We start from the raw sequence: 12217 nt of genomic DNA, 5'->3' as shown, positions 1-12217 counted from the left end.
CAAGGACGGCGAATTATAGACACTTCCCAAACAAGGTCAACAGGCAAAACTAAAAAACTGCAAAATAAAGGCAAAAATATTAAAGAAACGAGCAACAATCAAAAAACTGGTTAACCCTCGACCAGTTTTATCTGAAACCTCTGCTGTAGATACAAAAATGCCGCTTAGTTATATAAGCGGCACCCAAATACTCTCTTTAATTAAACAGAGGAAGTCTTAATCTTTCATATCCCTCATCGCCCGCTCAAAATCTTCTTCGTATGTATAATCATCGTCGTCATCTTCATCTTCATCTTCGCTTTTTTCTTCACTATCTTCAGCGCCGCTATCTTCTTCATCTTTAGCAGGCTTCACGAAAATAACACCTAAGATAATTCCAGCTTCGAAGAGCAACCACATAGGCAGTGCCAATAAACTTTGCGAAATGACATCGGGCGGCGTCAATAACATACCCAAAACAAAACAGCCAACAATCACATACGCTCGCTTACTCCGTAACCCTTTAACGGTGGCCGCACCTGACCAGATCAACAATAAGGTGGCTATAGGTATTTCAAAAACAATACCAAATGCAAAGAATAGCTTTAGAACAAAATTCAAATAACTGCTGATATCCGTCATCACTGCCACATTTTCCGGCCCCACACTGGTAAAGAAACCAAAAATCAGCGGGAAGACAACAAAATAGGCAAAAGCAATACCGGCATAAAACAAGAAAATACTAGAAGCCAGCAACGGAACAGCAAATTTCTTTTCGTGCTGATAGAGGCCTGGCGCAATAAACCCCCATATTTGATGCAATATGAAAGGCATTGCTGCAAAAATCGCCGCAACAAGCGTTAATTTGAATGGTGCAAAAAATGGCGAAGTCACATCGGTTGCTATCATGCTAGTGCCTTCCGGCAGCAATGCAGTCAAGGGTGTGGACAGATAGGTATAAAGATCATTGGCGAAATAGAACAACCCTAGAAATATACCTAGGATGATCAACAGCACATACATTAACCTTTGGCGCAGCTCCACCAGATGGGTGATCAGGGGCAGCTCTTTATCCTGCTCGGGGACATTTTGTTGATCGCTCATTACTTATCAACCTTGTCCGTTTCTTCAACGGCCTGAACATCTTTAGCTTGCTGAGCGTCTTCGGCTTTCGCTTGCAACTCTTCAACTGGAGTAGTTTTTGCCGCTATAGGGGAATCATCCCCTAAGATATCAAAAGGCTGCTGCATATCGCTCAGCTCTTTTTCTAACTCTTCTTTTTTGATTGCTGTCGTTCTTTTCAATTCATCAATTTTAAGCTCTTGGCTAATTTCTGACTGAATAGAACCTACAGTGCGACGGATGCGCCCCACCCATAATCCCACCGTTCGAATCGCGGTAGGCAACTTATCCGGACCGAGCACGACCAATGCGACAATCGCAACAATCAATATTTCGGCGAAACCGATATCAAACATTTATCGTGGCCAATTATTTATCAGTTTTCTGCTCTTCTTTTACATCTGCGTTATTCGCATCAGTAAAATCGGCATCATCCTGCTTTAACTGTTTATTATCAGCTTCTTCCTGAGCCTTTTCTTCATCGCTCATCGCTTTTTTGAAGCCTTTAACTGCGCCGCCTAAATCACTGCCAATATTTTTGAATTTTTTAGTACCAAAAATCAAAATAATAATGGCAAGAACAATCAGAAGCTGCCAGATACTAATACCGCCTAAACCCATTGTTATTCTCCGTCGTGAAATCAGAGGCGATTAGATCACCTTCATTTATCAAATAGACCTTAGCCTTTTACTCTTGATGCTTTTTCTTCTAAGCCCGAAAGGTCAAAGCGTCGCGCCAATTCATCTAATACTACCTGAGGATTCTCACCTAAATGTGACAATGCAACTAGACTATGAAACCAAAGGTCGGCTGTTTCATAAATAACATCTTTGTTATCGCCACTAACCTGCGCATCTTTTGCCGCAAGTATAGTTTCGGTCGCTTCTTCGCCCACTTTTTCAAGAATTTTATTCAAACCTTTCGCATGTAAGCTTGAGACATATGAGCTATCTGGAGATGCCGATTTTCGCTCTTCTAATACCTTGCCCAGCTGAGTTAGTACATCACTCATCTCATATCTCTCTTTTATCTATGCTAATTTTCGTTGCGGAAGCATACCCGAACAATATTACTTCCACCATACCCAGAGGGATAGCCTAATCTCGTTTAAATAAGAGCGCACCACCCAAAATAGCCAAAAGCCAACTACTTACAGGCAACTCACACAACCAAGTCTGCAATTCTGGACTAGCGGTAATAACACTGCCGCCAATAAAGAGCATTGCTAAATAGGTACGACGCTTACTCTTAGCCTCTAACTCATCTTTCGCTTGCTGATAAGCACGTAGATCTCTAAGCCTAATATTATCTAAATTACGCACCTGATTTAGAGCATCAAAGACAAGTTGAGGCATATGGGGAAGCTTTTCTAACCAATCTGGGGCTTGCTGCTTAATAGTGCGGTAGACGCCTTTGGGCCCCATTCGCTCTTTCATCCAGTTTTCTAGGAAAGGTTTAGCTGTTTTCCATAGATCAAGGTCAGGATAAAGCTGTCGACCTAGCCCTTCGATATTTAACAATGTTTTTTGGAGCAATACCAACTGTGGCTGCACTTCCATATTAAAACGTCGAGCTGTCTGAAATAACCCAAGTAAAACCTGTCCAAAAGAGATCTCTTTTAATGGTTTTTCAAATATAGGCTCACAGACACTTCTAATTGCTGTTTCAAATGCATCAACATTAGTATCCGCAGGCACCCAACCAGAATCCACATGCAGTTGAGCAACTAAACGATAGTCTCGCTTAAAGAAAGCTAAGAAGTTTCGTGCAAGGTAACTTTGATCTTCCGGTGTCAACGAACCAATAATCCCAAAATCCACTGCGATATATTGCGGCTGCGAAGGGTTATTGCGAGAAACGAAGATATTGCCCGGGTGCATATCGGCATGAAAGAAGCTATCTCTAAATACTTGGGTAAAAAAGATCTCTACGCCTCGCTCCGCAAGCAGCTTCATATCTGTATCTTGAGCCGCTAACTGTTCAAGGTCGGCCACTGGAATACCGTGGATACGCTCCATAACGAGTACATTTGAACGGGTAAAATCCCAGTAAATCTCAGGGATATAGAGAACATCACTGTTATCAAAGTTACGTCGTAGCTGTGAACCATTCGCAGCTTCTTTACGCAGGTCTAACTCATCAAAGATAGTTTGCTCATATTCAGCTACAACCTCTACAGGGCGAAGACGCCGTCCCTCAGCCCAAACGCCATGTACAAGGCGAGCCAAGGTAAATAAGAGATCTACATCCTTTCGAATCGTTTTGCTAATTCCTGGACGGATAACCTTAACAACCACATCTCGCCCATCAAACATAGTCGCTTCATGAACTTGCGCAACGGATGCCGACGCCAACGGCTCAACCTCAAACGAGCTAAACAGCTCCGATACCGGCTGCCCCAATGCAGTTTCAATTAAACTCTGGGCTTGCGGGCCGGAAAAAGGAGGCACTCGGTCTTGTAACTTTTTCAACTCTGCCGCGAGTTCATCAGAAAGAAGATCTCTGCGAGTGGAAAGCATTTGACCAAATTTAACAAAAACAGGCCCTAACGCCTCTAAAGCCAACCGAATACGAACCGCTTCCGGCTTAGATGCGCGAATAAACAAACGCCAAGGTAATAACCAAAATAAAATACGAACGTACCAAGGTAAAGATAACCCTAAAAATATCGTATCAAGACGATAACGAGCAAACACTTGGATTATTCTTAGAATACGTGAAAGACGCTTCACAGCAGAGGAACCTTAATTAAAATTATATTAATACAACAAAGATAGAAGCGGATGCTAGTTAGCCCGGACTAAATTACGACCATCTTCTTTAGCTTGATACAGTGCCGCATCAGCGCGGTTAAAAGCCTCCTCTAAAGAATCACCTTCTTTAATCTCAGTCACCCCAAAAGACATTGTGATCCCAACAGGCTTACCATGAAAATTAAATGGGCTTTTCGCCAATGAAAGTCTTAGTTTATTCATCGCCTGCACGGCTTCAGTGACCGATGTTGAGGGAAGGATAATAACAAACTCTTCACCTCCATAACGAGCAACAAAGTCAGTCACTCTAATATTTTTGGTAATAACCTTAGCAACTAAACGTAAAACCTTATCACCGGCAAGATGTCCAAAGTTATCATTTACACTTTTGAAAAGGTCTAGGTCCGCAACAACAACAGTAAACGCCGTACGGTAGCGCGACCAACGCTCATATTCTTGGACAATATATTCATCATACGCGGCACGGTTTGGTAAGCCTGTCAGCGGATCGGTCCTTGCGCGTAAACGCTCCTCTTCCATATGGGCTTTCACTTTGCGGGTTTCTTGCTCCATCTCATCAACTTTTGAGATTAGATCCTCATACCGACCTTGTAAGCGACTCTCGCGTTCTTCCTCTTTCTTTTTAAAGCTGTCCATTGCTCGCATCAAGCCGCTCAGCTGAAACGAGACCGCGTTTTTGAGATCCTTTATATCATTCGTATTTTTAACCGTATGGTGCAGCTGCTTAACATCCTGACGCACTTGCTGATCAAGCTCTCGCTGATTTTGACCAATCTCTTGCTGCTCTTGACGGCTGTCCACAACAAAAGTCTGAACTTCGGTCAATCTTGAGCTTAATTCTAATAAATAATTTTCAAAATCATCGCTAGTGTTACTAGTCGATTTGATAACCAATTGAACAACAAGGTGAACTATCTCAGGCAAATGCGGTAATTCAAAACCCCTTTCAATACGCTGAACTAACTCGCGTGCATCAGGGGTATCTTCTTTCGGAACGCTAAGCCCACTGATAAGCTCAAGAAGCTCGGTCCCTATATGTTTTAACAGTATGCGAACTTCGTCACCGAGCGCATCGGTAGAGGCGGTGTTCTCTAAAGAGAAATCACTCTTTTCAAAAGACCCATCACTCTCACTGCCGCTCTCAACATGACTTTGCAACTCGATCAAGTCATCAAGTAAACCCGGCAGCCCATAAATTTTATCATTGATGTCATGACTTCGAGTTTCAAGCGAATCAAGAATATTTTGGGCACCGCTACTTTGTACTTGGGTACGTAACATGCGTACCCACTTTAACAGTGCAGCAACAACCTCTTGCGCTTGCTTATCCTTAACCTCAACTCTACTTTTAACTTGCTTTTCAACACGTTTGGTCGTTTGCTTCAAAGCAGATAGGTGTTCCATACACGCTTTCTGCAGTAGAGGCTTTAACTGGGATAATTCAGTATCAAACTGCGGACTTTCCCCTTCTAGGGCAACCGTTAAATAGCTAGCAAGTTGACGTAGCTGGCTCTCAACATCGGCACTTTTGCGCTCTTGCTGTTCCAACTCTTGAGTCAATTCCCTATATTTCTTTTTCCAATCAACTTTTTCTTCTGCCACTCTAAATCCCCAGGACATCGAAACCAAAAATCCAGTCTGAACTTATGTTAGTCTAACTAACTAATTCGCACTAGGGCTTATAGCAAACAGATATAAAAAAACGCCCATGAAGGGCGTTTTTTTTAATCTTTAGGTTTACTCGGCTGCGGAGCGTTCCTTCTCAACTAAGAAATTCACTACTTTTAACATCTCTTGCTGACCACCCGCCATCTGAGCACTAATGCGATACTTGCCATTAACAATCATTGCCGGTACACCTTCAACACCGTAACCACGCAGCTTAGAATCGCCTTGCTTTAGCTTCATGTTAACCGCAAAGGAGTTATACATTTTATCAAACTGGCCGCGATCAAGGCCTAAATTTGCGTAAAACTCAGAAAAGTCATTCATACCAGCAAAGCGACGACGCTCAACATGAATCGCATGAAAAGTCGCCTCATGCGTTTTATCTAACGTTTTCATAAGCTCTGATGCATAAAAAGCACGTGCCATCGGTTCCCAGCTACGCCCAAAAACTACAGGGATACGAACAAAGTTCACATCATCCGCTTGATTACTGTTCCAGTTTTTAATGTAAGGCTCGAAGCTATTACAATGGGGACATGGATAACCAAACATCTCAACCACTTCTACCTTACTCTGATCAATCGTGCGTACAGGCGTTGTTAACTTAACGTAGTGCACACCCTCACGGTAATCTTCTGCTTGAACAAGTAACGGCAAAAACAAAGCGATCAATATAAAGCCAATTTTTTTCATTCTATTTTATGCTCCGAACAATCAACTGAATTAAGAATAGACATAACAGCAGACGATAAAGTTCCATCTTGTCAGAAAAACATCTACAAAAAAAAGGCAGCTTACGCTGCCTTTTTTTAACTCGAACTGAATTTATTTACTCAGTCCTTGGATATAACTAGCAACCGCTTTAATTTCTGCATCGCTTAGTTTACCAGCTGTATCACGCATCATACCTTGAGGATCGTTAGCACGTTCACCTGTACGGAAAGCATGTAACTGTTTTTCTGTATATGCAGCGTGCTGTCCACCAATAGCAGGGAAACCAGCTTGGTCGTTACCTTGACCTGTTGGAGCGTGGCATGCTGTACAAGCAGCGACACCTTTAGCAGCAATACCAGAACGGTAGATCTTCTCGCCTTGCTCAACTAGATCTTTGGCAGCATGTCCCACTGTACCTTGCTGTTTTGCAAAGTAAGCAGCAATATCAGCCATATCTTGATCACTTAACGCGTCAAGTAGACCTGTCATTTCCACAACCGGGCGAGTGCCTGCTTTAATTTCATTAAGCTGTTTGATCAGATAAGTTTCATTCTGACCTGCTAGTTTAGGGAAGTTTGCCACTGCGCTGTTACCGTCAGCACCGTGACAAGCTCCACATACAGCCGTTTTGCCTTTTCCTGCAGCAGCATCACCTGCCGCATGAGCTACACCAGTAAGACCTATGGTCACAAGCAAGCTAATCAGTAGTTTATTCATCGACGAACCCAGACTCTTGATTAAAATTATGTTTGATCTATGTAAAACACTAATAGTTTTACGTTGACCAATGTTATCCTCACTTCCCTGCAGACTAGAGCTAAATCCTGATCGCAGGTAAAATTGGCGCAATTATAAACCAATATCCACACAAACTGGAACGACAATCTCTGTTCCTTTAGTAGCGATTACCAAAAAAGCGGCCCAAAATATGTCATCAGATCAATTAACCGTTCACTATAACAGCGCACGATTTAATAAAAGCGCGGCAAAATTACATCAGTGTCCGGAAGATGTAGGCGCAGAAGTTGCGTTTGCTGGCCGCTCAAATGCGGGTAAATCTAGCGCGATTAACACACTTACAAACAACGGAAAACTGGCCCGTACCTCAAAAACACCTGGCCGAACTCAATTAATAAACTTTTTCGATCTCAATATTGAAGGTCTACGTATCGTCGATCTGCCTGGTTACGGGTACGCTAAAGTCCCGATTGAGATGAAGCAGCATTGGCAACAACATCTTGATGAATATCTACAGAAGCGTCAATGCTTGCAAGGCGTAGTGCTTGTAATGGATATACGTCACCCGATGAAAGAGTTCGATCATATGATGATCGGCTGGTGCCAATCCTCCCATATGCCACTACATGTGTTATTAACTAAAGCTGACAAGCTAAAAAAGGGACCGGCCCAATCAACACTTCTAAAAATCCGCAAGGAACTTAGTGAAGTATTAGGCGATCTTGTGACAGTGCAAACATTCTCAGCATTGAAAAAGCAAAATGTTGATCAACTTCGCCATCGTTTAGACTGTTGGTTATTACCTGAAAATGATCAACCAGAAAGCGAATAAATAGAATAGATCATTACTAGCAAACAAAAAAATGCCCTGTGAATCGTTAAAAGGGGAACGACTGATACCACAGGGCGTTAATACATACTTGCTGGAAAGAGCTATCGCTAGAGTAAAGTGATAGCTCTTAAATTATGACATTGGTTTGTCACAATAGTTCAATTATATCTACCTTTGGGCTTAATGAGCCTGTTCCCAATTATCACCTACACCCGCTTCCACTAAAAGCGGCACATCTAAATCAGCCGCTCCCGCCATCTGTTGCTTCACCTCATTCACAAAGGCATCAACCTGATCTTCACGCACCTCGAAGACCAATTCATCATGCACCTGCATAATCATACGAACATCATAATCAGCTCCCGCTAACCAATTATCCACAGAGACCATTGCCCGTTTGATAATATCTGCTGCGGTTCCCTGCATAGGTGCATTGATCGCGGTACGTTCTGCAGCTTGGCGACGTATCGCATTTTTCGCTTTAATCTCAGGCAGATATAAGCGGCGACCAAATAGGGTTTCTACGTAACCCTGCTCTTGCGCTTTAACACGCACATCATCCATATAGTTTTGCACACCAGGATAAGTGGCAAAATAATGTTCTATATATTGCCCCGCTTCCTTACGACTAATACCGAGCTGCTTAGCTAAACCAAAGGCTGACATCCCATAAATCAAACCAAAGTTGATCGCTTTCGCACTGCGTCGCTGATCACTACTTACCTCATTGAGTTCAACCTTAAAGACCTCTGCCGCTGTTGCGCTATGTATATCAGCACCTTTAGAGAAGGCTTCTAACAACCCTTTATCTTGGGATAGATGGGCCATTATGCGTAATTCAATTTGTGAGTAATCGGCCGCGACAATCTTATAACCCTCAGGCGCAATAAAGGCATGACGAATCCTACGCCCTTCCTGTGTGCGAACAGGTATATTCTGTAAATTAGGGTCCGTTGAAGATAAACGCCCCGTTGCAGTCACTGCCTGATGATAAGAGGTATGGATACGGTGCGTTCGCGGATTAATCATTAATGGCAGTTTATCTGTATAAGTTGATTTCAACTTACTTAAACTACGGTGTTCCAAAATCCGTTGTGGGAGCGGATATTCAAGCGCAAGTTCTTGTAGCACCTCTTCCGCGGTCGAGGGTGCACCTTTAGGCGTCTTCTTAATTACAGGGATACCCTGCTCTTCAAACAATATCTGCTGAAGCTGCTTAGGTGAGGCTAAGTTAAACTCTTTGCCCGCTATATCATACGCCTCTCGCTCTAACTCAATCATTCGTGCTGCCAACTCGATACTCTGCTCACCCAACACATTAGGATCAACTAGGGCGCCGTTGCGCTCTATATGCGACAACACAGGAATCAATGGTTTTTCTATTTCGGTAAATACTTTGGAGAGTGTTTCATCTTTACTAAGTTGTGCATCAATAGCTTGATGGAGGCGCAAGGTAATATCAGCATCTTCGGCTGCGTAAGGCCCCGCTTGCTCTAACTCAATTTGATTAAAGGTAAGCTGCTTCTTACCTTTACCAGCGATATCTTCAAACTTAACAGTTTTAACGCCTAAATAACGGTCAGCTAAACTGTCCATATCGTGACGAGATGCGGTCGAGTTAAGTACATAAGATTCCAGCATCGTATCAAACGCTATTCCTTGCATCTCGATACCGTAATTAGCCAATACATTCATATCGTATTTAATGTGCTGACCTACTTTCTTATGCTCACTGCTTTCCAATAAGGGTTTTAATTTTTCTAACAAGCGCTCACGACTAATCTGTTCAGGCGCGCCCATATAATCATGTGCAACAGGAACATAAGCCGCATTGCCCGCTTCAACCGCAAAAGAAACACCCACCAACTCAGCTTCCATATAGTTCAAACTGGTAGTCTCTGTATCAAAAGCAAACAATTCAGCTGTGGATAACTTTTCAATCCAACGATCTAATTCCGCCTCTTCAAAGATAACTTCATATTCAACTTTTTCTGGCGCTGCTGGCATTGCACTGTTTTCTGTAACTAATTCCGCGGAAGCTCCACCACCGGACTGAAGATCCACAAGCCAAGAACGAAACTCAAACTCCTCAAACAGTTTGATTAAAGCCTCAGTGTCAGGTTGCGGCTTTTTAAAGTCAGCTATGGTTTCATGTAGCTCTACATCAAGCTTGATCGTCGCTAATAGATAGGAGAGTTCGGCTTTATCTTTATTCTCTTCTAACTTTTTAGCCATAGTTTTAGAACCACGGAAACCTAGGTCTGCAATTTTATCTAGGTTTTCATATAGATCTTTAATGCCACCAATACCTTGTAAAAGCGCCAACGCGGTTTTTTCACCAACGCCGGGAACACCAGGTATGTTATCGACTTTATCTCCCATCAAGGCGAGAAAATCGATAATTAGCTCAGGCGGAATACCAAACTTATCCTTTACACCCTCAACATCCATTAACGTATCAGTCATAGTGTTGATTAAGGTCACATGTTTATCCACCAGCTGCGCCATATCTTTATCGCCAGTGGAAATAATAGTATCAACACCTTGTTGGCTCGCTTGGTAGGCAAGCGTACCGATCACATCATCCGCTTCAACGCCATCTTCAACAATCAGAGGCATACCCATCGCCTTCACTATCTGGTGAATTGGTTCTACTTGGCTGCGAAGATCATCTGGCATCGGCGGACGTTGCGCTTTATAGTCGCTATAAAGATCATCTCGGAACGTTTTGCCTTTAGCATCAAAGATGACAGCAATGGGGCTATCCGGATATTGTTTAACCAAACTCTTCAGCATAGAAGTGACCACTCGGATCGCTCCAGTAGGCACACCAGCTGAATTTCTTAAGTCTGCTTGCTGAGAAGCAAAGAAAGCGCGGTATAAATACGAGGAGCCGTCGACTAGAATAAGAGGAGAGTTGGATATGTGGCGCTGTTCGCTCATCTGTAAATCCGAGTTGGTTATCATCAAGGGACTGATCATAGTCGATAAGTTAAGTCGCCTAAAGAAGAAGTCTTCATATATTTAAAGAAGGATGCATTATGAAAAAGCTAATATTAGCTGCTTTATTATTGATTACACCTCTTGCGCAAGCGGAAGTCCCTCCCCTTGTAGATGAGAATGAACCACAGATCACCATTTACAACGACTCGGATAAAACCTACTACGAGTACCGTATAAACGGCGAACTAAAAGAGATTAAAGTGGTTCCAAAACAGGGCAAAGAATATTACTTAGTTCCTGCGCCGGGTGAAGGCAACTTTATCCGCCAAGAAGAATCGCAAATGCTAATCCCTAAATGGGTACTATTCCGCTGGTAATTTCAGTAATCACTAACACAATCTGAGTAACGCTTTTGGCTGTTTATACACAATTAGATAAAGATGACCTGAACCAGTTACTAACAGACTTTGATCTGGGTTCACTCGTCAGCTTTAAAGGCATTGAGGGTGGTATTGAAAATACCAACTATTTTCTATCTTTAATAAAAGACGGCACAGAAAGGGAGTATGTACTTACTCTCTTTGAAGAGCTTGACCATGAAGAGCTCCCCTATTTTATTGAACTGTGCCAATGGCTATCTGATAGACATATAGACGTGCCTTTCGCCATACAAGATCGCAACGGAATAGGCCTTAAGCGCCTAAAGAATCGTCCGGCAGCCATCCAACCACGATTCTATGGCGAACATGTAGGGCAAACAGACCTAACACCTGAGCACTGCGCGGCTATTGGTAAAGTTTTAGGCGAGTTCCACGTTGCGGCCAGAGACTTTTATTTAAAGCGACAGGCACACCGTGGTGTTTTCTGGTGGCGTAGGGAAAGCGAGCTGATTGCACCTAAGTTATCAGTAGAAGATCAAAAACTGCTCAAGGATGAAGTTCTACGCTTCGATCAACTTAGAGAGAACCCAAGTAACATCGAAGTAGGTACAATCCACGGCGATCTTTTCCATGACAATGTGCTCTTTCAGGGAACAGAGGTCAGTGCCGTATTAGATCTATACAACGCAGCTACCGGCTTCCTCTTATTTGATCTGGCAATCGTTGCCAATGATTGGTGTAGCAATCCCGACGGTTCAATTGACCGCCAACGGGAGGAGGCTCTACTCAAGGCTTACAATCAAGCTCGGCCCTTCACTGAAGGGGATAGAGAAGCTTGGGCTATTCTTAGCTGTACGGCCGCCATGCGTTTCTGGCTGTCGCGGCTTATTCCTTGGCTAGATAAAAATAGCGAACAAAAGCTAAAAAATCCGGATGAGTTAAAACGTATTTTGCTATTTAGGCGCCAAAACCCAAGCCAATTGCCTGATTAACATCACTCTAATTAAGCCCCAACCAAGGAGATAAGAAATATCTCAAGGGGCTTATTTTTCCGATCATTTCACCT

The 12217-nt window shown here is 43.0% G+C and carries 12 protein-coding genes; 3 read left to right on the top strand and 9 right to left on the bottom strand.

The features are described from left to right. Positions 1 to 216: 216 nt before the first annotated feature. The 8 genes from tatC to Q4492_RS10130 all read right to left on the bottom strand — a co-directional run bounded on the left by tatC (position 217) and on the right by Q4492_RS10130 (position 6975). Positions 217 to 1083 (bottom strand): twin-arginine translocase subunit TatC, encoded by an 867-nt coding sequence (tatC, locus tag Q4492_RS10165; RefSeq protein WP_303417557.1) that lies wholly within the window; start codon positions 1081 to 1083, stop codon positions 217 to 219. Continuing rightward, positions 1083 to 1457, bottom strand: coding sequence for a Sec-independent protein translocase protein TatB (gene tatB / locus Q4492_RS10160; protein WP_303417555.1), 375 nt, complete (start codon positions 1455 to 1457; stop codon positions 1083 to 1085). Before tatB ends, tatC begins: the two co-directional genes overlap by 1 nt. A 13-nt stretch (positions 1458 to 1470) precedes the next feature. Continuing rightward, positions 1471 to 1722, bottom strand: a complete 252-nt coding sequence (tatA, locus tag Q4492_RS10155) for a Sec-independent protein translocase subunit TatA (RefSeq protein ID WP_303417554.1) — start codon at positions 1720 to 1722, stop codon at positions 1471 to 1473. Between the two features lie 59 nt (positions 1723 to 1781). Next, entirely contained in the window at positions 1782 to 2114 is a 333-nt protein-coding gene (locus Q4492_RS10150; protein WP_303417552.1) for a phosphoribosyl-ATP diphosphatase, read from the bottom strand. Between the two features lie 85 nt (positions 2115 to 2199). Further along, positions 2200 to 3834 (bottom strand): ubiquinone biosynthesis regulatory protein kinase UbiB, encoded by a 1635-nt coding sequence (gene ubiB, locus Q4492_RS10145; protein WP_303417550.1) that lies wholly within the window; start codon positions 3832 to 3834, stop codon positions 2200 to 2202. A 54-nt stretch (positions 3835 to 3888) separates the two neighbouring features. Beyond that, positions 3889 to 5478 (bottom strand): GGDEF domain-containing protein, encoded by a 1590-nt coding sequence (locus tag Q4492_RS10140; protein ID WP_303417548.1) that lies wholly within the window; start codon positions 5476 to 5478, stop codon positions 3889 to 3891. A gap of 135 nt (positions 5479 to 5613) precedes the next feature. Beyond that, positions 5614 to 6237, bottom strand: a complete 624-nt coding sequence (locus Q4492_RS10135; protein WP_303417547.1) for a thiol:disulfide interchange protein DsbA/DsbL — start codon at positions 6235 to 6237, stop codon at positions 5614 to 5616. A gap of 132 nt (positions 6238 to 6369) precedes the next feature. Beyond that, on the bottom strand, positions 6370 to 6975 hold the full coding sequence (locus Q4492_RS10130; protein WP_303417545.1) for a cytochrome c: 606 nt from the start codon (positions 6973 to 6975) through the stop codon (positions 6370 to 6372). 211 nt (positions 6976 to 7186) lie between these two features. Here Q4492_RS10130 and yihA point away from each other — a divergent pair, with 211 nt between their 5' ends. Further along, the gene (yihA, locus tag Q4492_RS10125) at positions 7187 to 7828 is read left to right on the top strand and encodes a ribosome biogenesis GTP-binding protein YihA/YsxC (RefSeq protein WP_303417543.1); all 642 of its coding nucleotides are present in this window, start codon (positions 7187 to 7189) and stop codon (positions 7826 to 7828) included. Positions 7829 to 8008: 180 nt separating this feature from the next. Here the strand turns inward: yihA and polA are convergent, their stop codons facing one another. Beyond that, positions 8009 to 10771 (bottom strand): DNA polymerase I, encoded by a 2763-nt coding sequence (polA, locus tag Q4492_RS10120; protein ID WP_303417541.1) that lies wholly within the window; start codon positions 10769 to 10771, stop codon positions 8009 to 8011. Between the two features lie 98 nt (positions 10772 to 10869). Between polA and Q4492_RS10115 the strand changes: the two genes are divergently transcribed. Beyond that, complete coding sequence (locus Q4492_RS10115; protein WP_303417539.1) at positions 10870 to 11148, top strand: DUF2782 domain-containing protein; 279 nt, start codon at positions 10870 to 10872, stop codon at positions 11146 to 11148. A 35-nt stretch (positions 11149 to 11183) separates the two neighbouring features. Further along, complete coding sequence (locus Q4492_RS10110; protein WP_303417537.1) at positions 11184 to 12143, top strand: homoserine kinase; 960 nt, start codon at positions 11184 to 11186, stop codon at positions 12141 to 12143. Positions 12144 to 12217: the final 74 nt, after the last annotated feature.

The organism is Neptuniibacter sp. 1_MG-2023 (assembly GCF_030547185.1).
Lineage (GTDB): Bacteria > Pseudomonadota > Gammaproteobacteria > Pseudomonadales > Balneatricaceae > Neptuniibacter.
The sequence above is the reverse complement of the archived record's forward strand: the minus strand, read 5'-3'. Positions and strand labels throughout refer to the sequence as shown.

What these genes read in the sequence shown, in the direction of transcription:
- tatC (WP_303417557.1), bottom strand. Translation starts at nt 1,083, where the DNA reads ATGAGCGATCAACAAAATGTCCCCGAGCAGGATAAAGAGCTGCCCCTG.
- tatB (WP_303417555.1), bottom strand. Translation starts at nt 1,457, where the DNA reads ATGTTTGATATCGGTTTCGCCGAAATATTGATTGTTGCGATTGTCGCA.
- tatA (WP_303417554.1), bottom strand. Translation starts at nt 1,722, where the DNA reads ATGGGTTTAGGCGGTATTAGTATCTGGCAGCTTCTGATTGTTCTTGCC.
- Q4492_RS10150 (WP_303417552.1), bottom strand. Translation starts at nt 2,114, where the DNA reads ATGAGTGATGTACTAACTCAGCTGGGCAAGGTATTAGAAGAGCGAAAA.
- Q4492_RS10135 (WP_303417547.1), bottom strand. Translation starts at nt 6,237, where the DNA reads ATGAAAAAAATTGGCTTTATATTGATCGCTTTGTTTTTGCCGTTACTT.
- Q4492_RS10130 (WP_303417545.1), bottom strand. Translation starts at nt 6,975, where the DNA reads ATGAATAAACTACTGATTAGCTTGCTTGTGACCATAGGTCTTACTGGT.
- yihA (WP_303417543.1), top strand. Translation starts at nt 7,187, where the DNA reads ATGTCATCAGATCAATTAACCGTTCACTATAACAGCGCACGATTTAAT.
- polA (WP_303417541.1), bottom strand. Translation starts at nt 10,771, where the DNA reads ATGAGCGAACAGCGCCACATATCCAACTCTCCTCTTATTCTAGTCGAC.
- Q4492_RS10115 (WP_303417539.1), top strand. Translation starts at nt 10,870, where the DNA reads ATGAAAAAGCTAATATTAGCTGCTTTATTATTGATTACACCTCTTGCG.